Annotated in this window: 23 protein-coding genes; all 23 read left to right on the top strand. The window is 60.8% G+C overall.

Going from position 1 to position 11,384, the window contains the following annotated elements:
• Nucleotides 1-77 (top strand): EF-Tu C-terminal domain-related protein (locus BUB20358_RS17290; protein ID WP_201785588.1); only part of this gene is annotated, 77 nt, incomplete at its 5' end.
• A 285-nt stretch (nucleotides 78-362) separates the two neighbouring features.
• Entirely contained in the window at nucleotides 363-674 is a 312-nt protein-coding gene (rpsJ, locus tag BUB20358_RS17285) for a 30S ribosomal protein S10 (protein WP_004199280.1), read from the top strand.
• Between the two features lie 175 nt (nucleotides 675-849).
• The gene (gene rplC / locus BUB20358_RS17280) at nucleotides 850-1,500 is read left to right on the top strand and encodes a 50S ribosomal protein L3 (protein ID WP_012212557.1); all 651 of its coding nucleotides are present in this window, start codon (nucleotides 850-852) and stop codon (nucleotides 1,498-1,500) included.
• A complete protein-coding gene (rplD, locus tag BUB20358_RS17275; protein ID WP_006400658.1) occupies nucleotides 1,500-2,120 on the top strand; it encodes a 50S ribosomal protein L4 in 621 nt (206 codons plus the stop codon). The genes rplC and rplD overlap by 1 nt, the downstream gene beginning before the upstream one ends.
• Nucleotides 2,117-2,431, top strand: a complete 315-nt coding sequence (rplW, locus tag BUB20358_RS17270; RefSeq protein ID WP_004199275.1) for a 50S ribosomal protein L23 — start codon at nucleotides 2,117-2,119, stop codon at nucleotides 2,429-2,431. Before rplD ends, rplW begins: the two co-directional genes overlap by 4 nt.
• Before the next feature lie 2 nt (nucleotides 2,432-2,433).
• Nucleotides 2,434-3,261: a 50S ribosomal protein L2 gene (gene rplB, locus BUB20358_RS17265; protein ID WP_006765418.1), complete on the top strand. Its 828-nt coding sequence runs from the start codon at nucleotides 2,434-2,436 to the stop codon at nucleotides 3,259-3,261.
• Between the two features lie 10 nt (nucleotides 3,262-3,271).
• Nucleotides 3,272-3,547, top strand: coding sequence for a 30S ribosomal protein S19 (gene rpsS / locus BUB20358_RS17260; RefSeq protein ID WP_004199273.1), 276 nt, complete (start codon nucleotides 3,272-3,274; stop codon nucleotides 3,545-3,547).
• A 12-nt stretch (nucleotides 3,548-3,559) separates the two neighbouring features.
• Complete coding sequence (gene rplV / locus BUB20358_RS17255) at nucleotides 3,560-3,889, top strand: 50S ribosomal protein L22 (protein ID WP_004199272.1); 330 nt, start codon at nucleotides 3,560-3,562, stop codon at nucleotides 3,887-3,889.
• A gap of 11 nt (nucleotides 3,890-3,900) precedes the next feature.
• Nucleotides 3,901-4,701 (top strand): 30S ribosomal protein S3, encoded by an 801-nt coding sequence (gene rpsC, locus BUB20358_RS17250; RefSeq protein WP_006400654.1) that lies wholly within the window; start codon nucleotides 3,901-3,903, stop codon nucleotides 4,699-4,701.
• A gap of 2 nt (nucleotides 4,702-4,703) precedes the next feature.
• The gene (gene rplP, locus BUB20358_RS17245; RefSeq protein WP_006765417.1) at nucleotides 4,704-5,120 is read left to right on the top strand and encodes a 50S ribosomal protein L16; all 417 of its coding nucleotides are present in this window, start codon (nucleotides 4,704-4,706) and stop codon (nucleotides 5,118-5,120) included.
• Nucleotides 5,121-5,129: 9 nt separating this feature from the next.
• Nucleotides 5,130-5,324, top strand: coding sequence for a 50S ribosomal protein L29 (rpmC, locus tag BUB20358_RS17240; protein ID WP_006400652.1), 195 nt, complete (start codon nucleotides 5,130-5,132; stop codon nucleotides 5,322-5,324).
• Complete coding sequence (gene rpsQ / locus BUB20358_RS17235; RefSeq protein ID WP_006752928.1) at nucleotides 5,321-5,593, top strand: 30S ribosomal protein S17; 273 nt, start codon at nucleotides 5,321-5,323, stop codon at nucleotides 5,591-5,593. Before rpmC ends, rpsQ begins: the two co-directional genes overlap by 4 nt.
• Nucleotides 5,594-5,905: 312 nt before the next feature.
• On the top strand, nucleotides 5,906-6,274 hold the full coding sequence (gene rplN, locus BUB20358_RS17230; protein WP_004197951.1) for a 50S ribosomal protein L14: 369 nt from the start codon (nucleotides 5,906-5,908) through the stop codon (nucleotides 6,272-6,274).
• A 9-nt stretch (nucleotides 6,275-6,283) separates the two neighbouring features.
• Nucleotides 6,284-6,592, top strand: a complete 309-nt coding sequence (rplX, locus tag BUB20358_RS17225) for a 50S ribosomal protein L24 (RefSeq protein ID WP_006400650.1) — start codon at nucleotides 6,284-6,286, stop codon at nucleotides 6,590-6,592.
• Between the two features lie 16 nt (nucleotides 6,593-6,608).
• Nucleotides 6,609-7,148 (top strand): 50S ribosomal protein L5, encoded by a 540-nt coding sequence (gene rplE, locus BUB20358_RS17220; protein ID WP_006400649.1) that lies wholly within the window; start codon nucleotides 6,609-6,611, stop codon nucleotides 7,146-7,148.
• Between the two features lie 7 nt (nucleotides 7,149-7,155).
• Nucleotides 7,156-7,461 (top strand): 30S ribosomal protein S14, encoded by a 306-nt coding sequence (gene rpsN, locus BUB20358_RS17215; RefSeq protein WP_006482884.1) that lies wholly within the window; start codon nucleotides 7,156-7,158, stop codon nucleotides 7,459-7,461.
• A gap of 14 nt (nucleotides 7,462-7,475) precedes the next feature.
• Nucleotides 7,476-7,871 carry a 30S ribosomal protein S8 gene (gene rpsH / locus BUB20358_RS17210; protein ID WP_006765415.1) on the top strand — a complete coding sequence of 132 codons (396 nt, stop codon included), beginning with the start codon at nucleotides 7,476-7,478 and terminating at the stop codon, nucleotides 7,869-7,871.
• Between the two features lie 18 nt (nucleotides 7,872-7,889).
• Nucleotides 7,890-8,420: a 50S ribosomal protein L6 gene (gene rplF / locus BUB20358_RS17205; protein ID WP_006400646.1), complete on the top strand. Its 531-nt coding sequence runs from the start codon at nucleotides 7,890-7,892 to the stop codon at nucleotides 8,418-8,420.
• Between the two features lie 12 nt (nucleotides 8,421-8,432).
• Nucleotides 8,433-8,798 (top strand): 50S ribosomal protein L18, encoded by a 366-nt coding sequence (rplR, locus tag BUB20358_RS17200; RefSeq protein WP_006400645.1) that lies wholly within the window; start codon nucleotides 8,433-8,435, stop codon nucleotides 8,796-8,798.
• Nucleotides 8,799-8,812: 14 nt separating this feature from the next.
• A complete protein-coding gene (gene rpsE / locus BUB20358_RS17195) occupies nucleotides 8,813-9,331 on the top strand; it encodes a 30S ribosomal protein S5 (protein WP_004197945.1) in 519 nt (172 codons plus the stop codon).
• A gap of 15 nt (nucleotides 9,332-9,346) precedes the next feature.
• Nucleotides 9,347-9,529 (top strand): 50S ribosomal protein L30, encoded by a 183-nt coding sequence (gene rpmD / locus BUB20358_RS17190; RefSeq protein ID WP_006400644.1) that lies wholly within the window; start codon nucleotides 9,347-9,349, stop codon nucleotides 9,527-9,529.
• Between the two features lie 26 nt (nucleotides 9,530-9,555).
• The gene (gene rplO / locus BUB20358_RS17185; RefSeq protein ID WP_006400643.1) at nucleotides 9,556-9,990 is read left to right on the top strand and encodes a 50S ribosomal protein L15; all 435 of its coding nucleotides are present in this window, start codon (nucleotides 9,556-9,558) and stop codon (nucleotides 9,988-9,990) included.
• Nucleotides 9,991-10,032: 42 nt separating this feature from the next.
• On the top strand, nucleotides 10,033-11,382 hold the full coding sequence (gene secY, locus BUB20358_RS17180) for a preprotein translocase subunit SecY (RefSeq protein ID WP_035973190.1): 1,350 nt from the start codon (nucleotides 10,033-10,035) through the stop codon (nucleotides 11,380-11,382).
• The last annotated feature ends 2 nt before the right edge of the window (nucleotides 11,383-11,384 follow it).

Below are 11,384 nucleotides of genomic sequence, written 5' to 3'. Positions count from 1 at the left end.
AAGAAGGTCTGCGCTTCGCAATCCGCGAAGGCGGCCGTACCGTCGGCGCAGGCGTCGTCGCCAAGATCATCGAGTAATATCGGCGATCCGCGGGCCCCGGCGGGGCTCGCGATTCCAGGACGGTAGGCAGTCGTACCGTCGAACCGGGTGTCCAGCTCGTGCTGGCGCCCGGTTTTGTTTTTCTGCTGCGTTGTCGCGCTCGTCGATAAACCGCACCGTCCGCACAAATTCGTGTAGAATCGCGGGCTTAGCAGTGGAAGTGCCGTTCGGAACGGGTGCCTCGCTCCCCGCAGGCGTCGCGTTTCGCGTTCTTTTTAGTGTCCGGCGATGCAATATCGCCTCGCTCTTTTCAAGGAATCGTCATGCAGCAACAGAAAATCCGCATTCGCCTGAAGGCTTTCGACTATCGTCTGATCGATCAATCGGCTGCCGAAATCGTCGATACCGCGAAGCGGACTGGCGCAATCGTCCGTGGCCCGGTGCCGCTGCCGACGCGCATTCAGCGTTTTGACATCCTGCGTTCGCCGCACGTCAACAAGACGTCGCGTGACCAGCTCGAGATCCGTACCCACCAGCGCCTGATGGACATCGTCGATCCGACCGACAAGACGGTCGACGCGCTGATGAAGCTCGACCTGCCGGCTGGCGTCGACGTGGAAATCAAGCTGCAGTAAGGCTTTCGGCGCTTCCGGCCCGCTGGAAGCGCTAAGTCTTTGATTGCTTGCAGAAAACGGGAAGCCTTGCTACAATGCTAGGCTTTTCGCGCATTCGCGTAAAAAAGTTGGGTCTTGCGTGCCCGGCATTTTGTAAATCAGCCCCGACCAATCGCAGTCGGGAATGGAGAAAACGATGAGCCTTGGACTCGTAGGTCGCAAGGTTGGCATGACCCGTATCTTCACGGCTGAAGGGGATTCGATTCCCGTCACCGTGGTGGACGTGTCGGACAACCGCGTGACGCAGATCAAGACTGTTGAAACCGACGGCTACACGGCCGTTCAGGTTGCATTCGGCTCCCGCCGCGCATCGCGCGTGACGAAGCCGCTGGCAGGTCATCTCGCCAAAGCCGGCGTTGAAGCCGGTGAAATCCTCAAGGAATTCCGTATCGATGCAGCCAAGGCAGCAGAGCTGTCGAATGGCGCCATCGTCGGTCCGGACCTGTTCGAAGTGGGCCAGAAGGTCGACGTGCAAGGCGTGTCGATCGGTAAGGGCTACGCCGGTACCATCAAGCGTTACAACTTCGGTTCGGGCCGTGCTTCCCACGGTAACTCGCGCTCGCACAACGTGCCGGGCTCGATCGGTATGGCGCAGGATCCGGGTCGCGTTTTCCCGGGCAAGCGCATGACGGGTCACATGGGTGACGTGACGGTGACGGTGCAGAACCTCGAAATCGCTCGTATCGACGCAGAGCGCAAGCTGCTGCTCGTCAAGGGCGCGATTCCGGGTGCGAAGGGCGGCAAGGTTTTCGTGACGCCGGCCGTGAAGACCAAGGGGGCGAAATAATGGAACTCAAGCTCCTGAACGAAAATGGTCAGGAAGGTGCAGTGGTCAACGCGTCGGACGTCGTGTTCGGTCGTGACTACAACGAAGCGCTGATCCACCAGATCGTCGTCGCTTACCAGGCGAACGCTCGCCAGGGTAACCGCGCGCAGAAGGACCGCGAGCAGGTCAAGCACACGACCAAGAAGCCGTGGCGTCAGAAGGGTACGGGCCGTGCTCGTGCCGGTATGTCGTCGAGCCCGCTGTGGCGTGGCGGCGGTCGTATCTTCCCGAACTCGCCGGAAGAAAACTTCTCGCACAAGGTCAACAAGAAGATGCATCGCGCAGGTCTCTGCTCGATCTTCTCGCAGCTGGCCCGCGAAGGCCGTCTGTCGGTCGTCGAGGACATCGTTCTCGAAGCGCCGAAGACCAAGCTGCTGGCCGACAAGTTCAAGGCCATGGGTCTCGATTCCGTGTTGATCATCACCGACACGGTCGACGAAAACCTGTACCTGGCTTCGCGCAACCTGCCGCACGTGGCAGTTGTCGAGCCGCGCTACGCTGACCCGCTGTCGCTGATCTACTTCAAGAAAGTGCTGGTCACGAAGGCTGCGGTCGCCCAGATCGAGGAGTTGCTGTCATGAGCGAGATTCGCAAGAACGATCATCGTTTGATGCAGGTCCTGCTCGCACCGGTGATTTCCGAAAAGGCGACGCTGGTTGCCGACAAGAACGAGCAAGTCGTGTTCGAAGTCGCACCGGATGCCACGAAGCAGGAAGTGAAGGCGGCCGTCGAGCTGCTGTTCAAGGTTGAAGTTGATTCCGTCAACGTGCTGGTTCAGAAGGGCAAGCAAAAGCGCTTCGGCCGTTCGATGGGCCGCCGCAAGGACGTGAAGAAGGCATACGTGTGCCTGAAGCCCGGCCAGGAAATCAACTTCGAAGCGGAGGCCAAGTAATCATGGCAATCGTGAAAGTTAAACCGACTTCGCCGGGCCGCCGCGCGATGGTCAAGGTGGTCAACAAGGACCTGCACAAGGGCAAGCCGCACGCTGCGCTGCTCGACTCGCAGAGCTCCAAGGCTGGCCGCAACAACAACGGTCGGATCACGACGCGTCACCAGGGCGGTGGTCACAAGCACCACTACCGCGTGATCGATTTCCGTCGCACGAAGGACGGCATCCCGGCGAAGGTCGAGCGTCTCGAGTACGACCCGAACCGCAGCGCGAACATCGCGCTGGTGCTGTACGCAGACGGCGAGCGCCGCTACATCATCGCGCCGAAGGGCGTGACGGTCGGTCAGCAGCTGATGTCGGGCTCGGAAGCGCCGATTCGTGCAGGCAACACGCTGCCGATCCGCAACATTCCGGTCGGTACGACGATCCACTGCATCGAAATGCTGCCGGGCAAGGGCGCGCAAATGGCGCGTTCGGCCGGTACGTCGGCGATGCTGCTCGCACGCGAAGGCGTGTACGCACAGGTTCGTCTGCGTTCGGGCGAAATCCGCCGCGTGCACATCGAATGCCGTGCGACGATCGGTGAAGTCGGCAACGAAGAGCACAGCCTGCGCCAGATCGGCAAGGCCGGTGCGAACCGCTGGCGCGGTATCCGCCCGACGGTGCGTGGCGTGGCAATGAACCCGATCGACCACCCGCACGGTGGTGGTGAAGGTCGTACCGCCGCGGGCCGCGACCCGGTGAGCCCGTGGGGCACGCCGACGAAGGGCTTCCGTACGCGTCGCAACAAGCGCACGACGACGATGATCGTCCAGCGCCGTCACAAGCGTTAAGGAGTAGGCAATGGCACGTTCTGTTAAAAAAGGTCCGTTCTGCGACGCCCATTTGCTGAAGAAAGTTGAGGCGGCTGCAGCTTCGCGCGACAAGAAGCCGATCAAGACCTGGTCGCGTCGCTCGACGATCCTCCCGGATTTCATCGGTCTGACGATCGCCGTTCACAACGGCCGTCAACACGTTCCGGTGTACATCTCGGAAAACATGGTCGGCCACAAGCTTGGCGAGTTCGCACTGACCCGTACGTTCAAGGGTCACGCGGCCGACAAGAAGGCCAAGAAATAAGGGGCTATCAAGATGGAAGTGAAAGCAATTCATCGCGGTGCCCGCATCTCGGCGCAGAAAACGCGCCTTGTGGCTGACCAGATCCGCGGTTTGCCGGTCGACAAGGCGCTGAACGTTCTGACGTTCTCGCCGAAGAAGGCGGCAGGCATCGTGAAGAAGGTCGTGCTGTCGGCGATCGCGAATGCGGAGCACAACGAGGGCGCCGATATCGACGAGCTCAAGATCAAGAGCATCTACGTCGACAAGGCGGCATCGCTCAAGCGTTTCACCGCGCGCGCCAAGGGCCGCGGTAACCGCATCGAGAAGCAATCCTGTCACATCACTGTGACGGTCGGGAATTAAGGAGCCATACGATGGGACAGAAAATTCATCCGACTGGCTTCCGTCTGGCTGTCAGCCGCAATTGGGCTTCGCGTTGGTACGCGAACAACAACAATTTCGCGGCGATGCTGCAGGAAGACATCGGTGTCCGTGAATACCTGAAAAAGAAGCTGAAGAACGCTTCGGTCGGTCGCGTCGTCATCGAGCGTCCGGCAAAGAATGCGCGCATCACGATTTTCAGCTCGCGTCCGGGTGTCGTCATCGGCAAGAAGGGCGAGGATATCGAACTGCTGAAGACGGAACTGCAGCGCCGCATGGGCGTTCCGGTTCACGTCAACATCGAAGAGATCCGCAAGCCGGAAACCGATGCGCAACTGATCGCCGACTCGATCACGCAACAGCTCGAGCGCCGGATCATGTTCCGTCGTGCGATGAAGCGTGCGATGCAGAACGCGATGCGTCTGGGTGCCCAGGGCATCAAGATCATGAGCGCGGGCCGTCTGAACGGTATCGAAATCGCGCGTACGGAGTGGTATCGCGAAGGTCGCGTGCCGCTGCACACGCTGCGTGCCGATATCGACTACGCGACCTCGGAAGCGAAGACGACCTACGGGATCATCGGCGTCAAGGTGTGGGTGTACAAGGGCGATACGCTCGGCCGCAACGACGCGCCGGTAGTGGAAGAAGTAGCCGAAGACAAGCGTCCGCGTCGCAATGCGCGTCCGGGCGACCGTCGTCCGCGCCGTGACGGCGAAGGCGGCGCTCCGGGTGCTCGTCGTGGCGCACCGCGCCGCGGCGCCGGCAAGCCGGAAGACGGCAAGACTGGAGAATAACGATGCTGCAACCGAAACGCAGGAAGTATCGCAAAGAGCAGAAGGGTCGTAACACCGGCAAGGCGACGCGCGGCAACGCGGTGTCGTTCGGTGAATTCGGCCTGAAGGCGATCGGTCGCGGCCGTTTGACCGCGCGTCAAATTGAAGCGGCGCGTCGTGCAATGACGCGTCACATCAAGCGTGGCGGCCGCATCTGGATTCGCATTTTCCCGGACAAGCCGATTTCGCAGAAGCCGGCCGAAGTACGTATGGGTAACGGTAAGGGTAACCCGGAGTACTACGTCGCCGAGATTCAGCCGGGCAAGATGCTGTATGAAATGGACGGCGTATCCGAAGAACTGGCACGCGAAGCGTTCCGTCTGGCTGCAGCGAAGCTGCCGCTGAAGACGGCGTTCATCGTGCGTCAGCTCGGCGCCTAAGGAGAAAACATGAAGGCTTCCGAACTTCTCCAGAAAGACCAGGCCGCGCTCAACAAGGAGCTGGCGGACCTGCTGAAGGCGCAATTCGGCCTGCGCATGCAACTCGCGACCCAGCAGCTCACGAACACGAGCCAGCTGAAGAAGGTTCGTCGCGACATCGCACGTGTGCGGACCGTCATGACTCAGAAGGCGAACCAGAAATGAACGATAGCGTGAAAACCTCGCTGAAGCGGACGCTGGTCGGTCGGGTCGTCAGCAACAAGATGGACAAGACCGTCACCGTGCTGATCGAGCACCGCGTCAAGCATCCGATCTACGGCAAGTATGTCGTGCGCTCGAAGAAGTACCACGCGCACGATGAAGCGAACACCTGCAACGAAGGCGATCTCGTCGAAATCCAGGAGACCCGTCCTGTTTCGAAGACGAAGGCCTGGACGGTGTCGCGCCTCGTCGAAGCGGCCCGCGTGATCTAAGCGGGTCGGAGCGGTAGAGCAGTAACGGGCACTTCTCCGCGAAGTGCTTGAAATCGCAAAGTTTTTGCTTGCGTGACCGGGATTATTTGTTATAATCCCGGTCTTCCCTCTTTATGGGAGCCCCGTCGCGGGCGAAGTTGGTGGGGGAAGCGGACTGGCGCCAGCCTGCTCCGAAAGATTCACCGAATTGCGATGGCGGGTTTCGTTTGCCGTCGCTGCTGTTCCAACCCAAGCAGCCGATCGGCTGACGGGACCAAGACTGACCGAATGCATCATGGTGGTGCATCCGGATTAAGTTGGGAAAGACAAACCATGATCCAGACCGAATCTCGGCTTGAAGTGGCCGACAACACGGGTGCGCGTGAAGTCATGTGCATCAAGGTGCTCGGCGGCTCGAAGCGTCGTTATGCCAGCATTGGCGACATCATCAAGGTGAGCGTCAAAGAGGCAACGCCGCGCGGGCGTGTGAAGAAGGGCGAAATCTACAACGCCGTGGTGGTCCGCACCGCCAAGGGCGTGCGCCGTCAAGACGGCTCGCTGATCAAGTTCGACGGCAACGCCGCTGTGCTTTTGAATAACAAGCTCGAGCCGATCGGCACCCGCATCTTCGGGCCGGTTACGCGTGAGCTGCGTAGCGAACGATTCATGAAGATCGTTTCGCTGGCGCCGGAAGTGCTGTAAGGAGTCGCGATGAACAAGATTCGCAAGGGTGACGAAGTCATCGTCATCGCAGGCAAGGACAAGGGCAAGCGCGGTGTCGTGCTGGCAGTGGCCGCCGACCGCGTGACGGTTGAAGGTATCAACCTCGTCAAGAAGCACGTGAAGCCCAACCCGATGAAGGGTACGACGGGCGGCGTGGAAGCGAAGACGATGCCCCTCCATATTTCGAACGTCGCGGTTGTCGACGCGAACGGCAAGGCGTCGCGTGTTGGCATCAAGGTCGAGGAAGGCAAGAAGGTTCGCTTCCTGAAGACGACCGGTGCTGTACTGAGCGCCTGACGCAGCGGAGTAAAAAATGGCTCGTTTGCAAGAGTTTTACAAAGAAAAGGTTGTGCCCGGCCTGATCGAGAAGTTCGGTTACAAGTCGGTCATGGAAGTGCCGCGCATCACCAAGATCACGCTGAACATGGGTCTTGGCGAAGCCGTCGCCGACAAGAAGATCATCGAGAACGCCGTTGGCGACCTCACGAAGATCGCCGGCCAGAAGCCGGTCGTCACGAAGGCTCGCAAGGCAATCGCAGGCTTCAAGATCCGCCAGGGCTACCCGATCGGCGCGATGGTGACGCTGCGTGGCCGTGCGATGTACGAATTCCTCGATCGTCTGGTGACGGTTGCGCTGCCCCGCGTGCGCGACTTCCGCGGCGTGTCGGGTCGTGCATTCGATGGCCGCGGCAACTACAACATCGGTGTGAAAGAGCAGATCATTTTCCCCGAAATCGACTACGACAAGATCGACGCGCTGCGTGGGCTGAACATCAGCATCACGACGACTGCGAAGACCGACGACGAAGCAAAGGCTCTGCTCGCCAGCTTCAAGTTCCCGTTCAGAAACTGAGGTTACCGTGGCTAAACTGGCACTGATCGAACGTGAAAAGAAGCGCGCCCGCCTGGTCGCGAAGTTCGCAGCGAAGCGCGAAGCGCTGAAGGCGATCGTCGAAGACCAAAGCAAGTCGGAAGAAGAGCGCTACGAAGCACGCCTTGAGCTGCAGCAACTGCCCCGCAACGCAAACCCGACCCGCCAGCGCAACCGCTGCGCGATCACGGGCCGTCCGCGTGGCACGTTCCGTAAATTCGGCCTCGCGCGCAACAAGATTCGTGAAATCGCATTCCGTGGCGAGATTCCTGGCCTGACCAAGGCGAGCTGGTAATAGGAGAAACGTAAATGAGCATGAGTGATCCTATCGCCGATATGCTGACTCGCATCCGCAACGCGCAGATGGTCGAGAAGGTATCGGTCGCGATGCCCTCGTCGAAGGTCAAGGTTGCAATCGCACAAGTCCTGAAGGACGAAGGTTATATCGACGATTTCGCGGTGAAGAGCGAAGGCGCGAAGGCTGAGCTGAACATCGCGCTGAAGTACTACGCGGGCCGTCCGGTGATCGAGCGCCTCGAGCGCGTGTCGAAGCCGGGTCTGCGCGTGTACCGCGGCCGTAACGAGATTCCGCAGGTCATGAATGGCCTCGGTGTGGCTATCGTGTCGACGCCGAAGGGCGTGATGACCGACCGCAAGGCGCGCGCAACGGGCGTCGGCGGCGAAGTCATCTGCTACGTCGCTTAAAGCCGAGGAGAGAGAAACATGTCTCGAGTAGGTAAGAGCCCGATCGCGCTGCAAGGCGCGGAAGTCAAGCTGGCCGACGGCGTCATCACCGTCAAGGGCCCGCTGGGCACGATCACGCAAGCGGTGAACCCGCTCGTGAAAGTGGCGAACAACGACGGCACGCTGAACCTGGCGCCGGCCGACGAAAGCCGCGAAGCAAATGCACTGTCGGGCACGATGCGCGCGATCATCGCGAATGCCGTGCACGGCGTGACCAAGGGTTTCGAGCGCAAGCTGACGCTGGTTGGCGTCGGTTACCGTGCGCAAGCGCAAGGCGACAAGTTGAACCTGTCGCTGGGTTTCTCGCACCCGGTGGTGCACCAGATGCCGGAAGGCGTCAAGGCTGAAACCCCGACGCAAACCGAAATCGTGATCAAGGGGATCGACAAGCAGAAAGTTGGCCAAGTGGCTGCGGAAGTTCGCGGCTACCGTCCGCCGGAGCCCTACAAGGGCAAGGGCGTGCGCTATGCCGACGAGGTTGTGATCCTCAAAGAAACGAAGAAGAAGTAAGGGTGCGCAATCATGGATAAGACTCAATCTCGCCTGCGCCGCGCTCGCCAGACGCGTATCAAGATCGCCGAGCTGCAGGTCGCGCGTCTCGCCGTGCATCGCACGAACACGCACATCTACGCTCAAGTGTTTTCGCCGTGCGGCACCAAGGTGCTCGCCAGTGCGTCGACGCTCGAAGCCGAAGTGCGCGCAGAGCTCGCTGACAAGTCGGGCAAGGGTGGCAACGTCGCCGCCGCGACGCTGATCGGCAAGCGTATTGCCGAGAAGGCCAAGGCCGCCGGCATCGAATCCGTCGCCTTCGACCGCTCGGGCTTCCGCTACCACGGCCGCGTGAAGGCGCTGGCTGAGGCAGCTCGTGAAGCTGGGCTCAAGTTCTAAGGAAGGAATTCGTCATGGCAAAGATGCAAGCGAAAGTTCAGGCTGACGAGCGCGACGACGGCCTTCGCGAAAAGATGATTTCGGTCAACCGCGTGACCAAGGTCGTGAAGGGTGGCCGTATTCTCGGCTTCGCCGCACTGACCGTGGTCGGCGACGGTGATGGCCGCGTCGGTATGGGCAAGGGCAAGGCGAAGGAAGTGCCGGTCGCTGTCCAGAAGGCAATGGAACAAGCTCGCCGCAACATGTTCAAGGTGCCGCTCAAGAACGGCACGCTGCAGCACGAAGTGCACGGCAAGCACGGCGCATCGACGGTCCTCCTCGCTCCGGCGAAGGACGGTACCGGCGTGATCGCCGGCGGCCCGATGCGCGCAGTGTTCGACGTGATGGGCGTTCAGAACGTTGTGGCGAAGAGCCACGGTTCGACGAACCCGTACAACCTCGTCCGTGCGACGCTGGACGGCCTGCGCAAGCAGTCGACCCCGGCAGACATCGCGGCGAAGCGCGGCAAGTCCGTCGAAGAAATTTTGGGCTAAGCCCGGGTGGTCACCATGTCTGAGAAAACTGTCAAGGTTCAGCTCGTCAAGAGCCTGATCGGGACCCGCGAATCGCACCGCGCGACCGTGCGTGGCCTGGGCCTGCGCCGACTCAACTCGGTTAGCGAGCTGCAGGACACGCCGGCGGTCCGCGGCATGATCAACAAGGTCTCGTACCTCGTTAAGGTCATCGCGTAAGCGGCCCTACGGATCAAGGAGTTGATATGGAATTGAATAACCTGAAGCCGGCCGCTGGCGCAAAGCACGCCAAGCGTCGCGTCGGCCGCGGCATCGGTTCGGGCCTCGGCAAGACGGCTGGCCGTGGTCACAAGGGTCAGAAATCGCGTTCGGGCGGCTTCCACAAGGTCGGTTTCGAAGGCGGTCAGATGCCGCTGCAACGTCGTCTGCCGAAGCGCGGCTTCACGTCGCTGACGAAGGAATTCGTCGGTGAAGTGCGCCTGGGCGACCTCGAGAAGCTGCCGGTCGACGAAATCGATCTGCTCGCACTGAAGCAAGCCGGCCTGGTCGGCGAGCTGACGAAGAGCGCAAAGATCATCGCGACGGGCGAACTGAAGCGCAAGATCGTCGTGAAGGGTCTCGGCGCCACGAAGAGTGCGCGCGCCGCGATCGAAGCGGCTGGCGGTTCGTTCGCCGAGTGACACGCGTAGCGCGTCGTCACTTGCATTCATCGGAGAAGGTACTTGGCTAACAGCCCGAGTCTTGCAAAACCCGGTCGAAGCACGGCGAAGTTCGGCGATCTGCGCCGGCGAGCGATGTTCCTGCTCCTGGCGCTGATCGTCTATCGCATCGGCGCGCACATTCCCGTGCCGGGCATCGATCCGGATCAACTGGCAAAGCTGTTCCAGAGCCAGGCGGGCGGCATCCTGGGCATGTTCAACATGTTCTCGGGCGGCGCGCTTTCCCGCTTCACGATCTTTGCACTGGGGATCATGCCGTACATCTCGGCGTCGATCATCATGCAGCTGCTGGCGATCGTGTCGCCGCAGCTCGAGGCGCTGAAGAAGGAAGGGCAGGCAGGGCAGCGGAAGATCACGCAGTACACGCGGTATTTCACCGTGGTGCTCGCGACCTTCCAGGCCTTCGGTATCGCGGCCGCGCTGGAAAACCAGCCGGGCCTCGTCACCGATCCCGGCATGCTGTTCCGGCTGACGACGATCGTGACGCTGGTCACCGGTACGATGTTCCTGATGTGGCTCGGCGAGCAGATCACCGAGCGCGGTCTCGGCAACGGCATCTCGATCATCATCTTCGGCGGGATCGCAGCAGGGTTCCCGAATGCCGTCGGTGGGCTGTTCGAGCTGGTGCGTACGGGTTCGATGAGCATCATTTCGGCGATCATCATCGTCGTGCTGATTGCAGCGGTGACTTACCTGGTCGTGTTCATCGAACGCGGTCAGCGCAAGATCCTCGTGAACTATGCGAAGCGCCAGGTCGGCAACAAGATCTACGGCGGGCAGTCGTCGCACCTGCCGCTGAAGCTGAACATGTCGGGCGTGATTCCGCCGATCTTCGCGTCGTCGATCATCCTGTTCCCGGCGACGATTCTCGGCTGGTTCAGCACGGGTCAGCCGACGGGGAGCTGGATCTCCAACACGTTGCACAACGTCGCGGAGGCGCTGAAGCCGGGCCAGCCGGTCTATGTGCTGCTTTACACGCTGGCAATCGTGTTTTTCTGCTTCTTCTACACCGCGCTGGTGTTCAACAGCAGAGAAACCGCGGACAACCTGAAGAAGAGCGGCGCGTTCGTGCCGGGCATCCGTCCGGGCGAGCAGACCGCACGATATATCGACCGCATCCTCACGCGTCTGACGCTGGCCGGTGCGATCTACATCGTCTTCGTGTGTCTGCTGCCGGAATTCCTGGTGCTGCGCTGGAACGTGCCGTTTTATTTTGGTGGAACGTCGCTGCTGATCATTGTCGTCGTCACGATGGACTTCATGGCGCAGGTGCAGTCGTACGTTATGTCGCAACAGTATGAGTCGCTGCTCAAGAAGGCCAACTTCAAGGGCGGCAACATCCCAATGCGTTAAAA

The sequence above is a fragment of the Burkholderia dolosa genome (assembly GCF_902499135.1).
In the GTDB taxonomy this organism is placed as follows: domain Bacteria; phylum Pseudomonadota; class Gammaproteobacteria; order Burkholderiales; family Burkholderiaceae; genus Burkholderia; species Burkholderia dolosa.
This window is presented reverse-complemented; position numbering and strand designations above follow the sequence as displayed.

Excerpts from the sequence above, each read along its gene's own strand:
- rplX (WP_006400650.1), top strand. The coding sequence starts at position 6,284 with ATGAACAAGATTCGCAAGGGTGACGAAGTCATCGTCATCGCAGGCAAG.
- rplN (WP_004197951.1), top strand. The coding sequence starts at position 5,906 with ATGATCCAGACCGAATCTCGGCTTGAAGTGGCCGACAACACGGGTGCG.
- rplV (WP_004199272.1), top strand. The coding sequence starts at position 3,560 with ATGGAAGTGAAAGCAATTCATCGCGGTGCCCGCATCTCGGCGCAGAAA.
- rplD (WP_006400658.1), top strand. The coding sequence starts at position 1,500 with ATGGAACTCAAGCTCCTGAACGAAAATGGTCAGGAAGGTGCAGTGGTC.
- rplB (WP_006765418.1), top strand. The coding sequence starts at position 2,434 with ATGGCAATCGTGAAAGTTAAACCGACTTCGCCGGGCCGCCGCGCGATG.
- rpsC (WP_006400654.1), top strand. The coding sequence starts at position 3,901 with ATGGGACAGAAAATTCATCCGACTGGCTTCCGTCTGGCTGTCAGCCGC.
- rplR (WP_006400645.1), top strand. The coding sequence starts at position 8,433 with ATGGATAAGACTCAATCTCGCCTGCGCCGCGCTCGCCAGACGCGTATC.
- rpsE (WP_004197945.1), top strand. The coding sequence starts at position 8,813 with ATGGCAAAGATGCAAGCGAAAGTTCAGGCTGACGAGCGCGACGACGGC.
- rpmD (WP_006400644.1), top strand. The coding sequence starts at position 9,347 with ATGTCTGAGAAAACTGTCAAGGTTCAGCTCGTCAAGAGCCTGATCGGG.
- rpsQ (WP_006752928.1), top strand. The coding sequence starts at position 5,321 with ATGAACGATAGCGTGAAAACCTCGCTGAAGCGGACGCTGGTCGGTCGG.
- rplC (WP_012212557.1), top strand. The coding sequence starts at position 850 with ATGAGCCTTGGACTCGTAGGTCGCAAGGTTGGCATGACCCGTATCTTC.
- rplF (WP_006400646.1), top strand. The coding sequence starts at position 7,890 with ATGTCTCGAGTAGGTAAGAGCCCGATCGCGCTGCAAGGCGCGGAAGTC.
- rplP (WP_006765417.1), top strand. The coding sequence starts at position 4,704 with ATGCTGCAACCGAAACGCAGGAAGTATCGCAAAGAGCAGAAGGGTCGT.
- rplE (WP_006400649.1), top strand. The coding sequence starts at position 6,609 with ATGGCTCGTTTGCAAGAGTTTTACAAAGAAAAGGTTGTGCCCGGCCTG.
- rpsS (WP_004199273.1), top strand. The coding sequence starts at position 3,272 with ATGGCACGTTCTGTTAAAAAAGGTCCGTTCTGCGACGCCCATTTGCTG.
- rplW (WP_004199275.1), top strand. The coding sequence starts at position 2,117 with ATGAGCGAGATTCGCAAGAACGATCATCGTTTGATGCAGGTCCTGCTC.
- rplO (WP_006400643.1), top strand. The coding sequence starts at position 9,556 with ATGGAATTGAATAACCTGAAGCCGGCCGCTGGCGCAAAGCACGCCAAG.
- rpsH (WP_006765415.1), top strand. The coding sequence starts at position 7,476 with ATGAGCATGAGTGATCCTATCGCCGATATGCTGACTCGCATCCGCAAC.
- rpmC (WP_006400652.1), top strand. The coding sequence starts at position 5,130 with ATGAAGGCTTCCGAACTTCTCCAGAAAGACCAGGCCGCGCTCAACAAG.
- rpsJ (WP_004199280.1), top strand. The coding sequence starts at position 363 with ATGCAGCAACAGAAAATCCGCATTCGCCTGAAGGCTTTCGACTATCGT.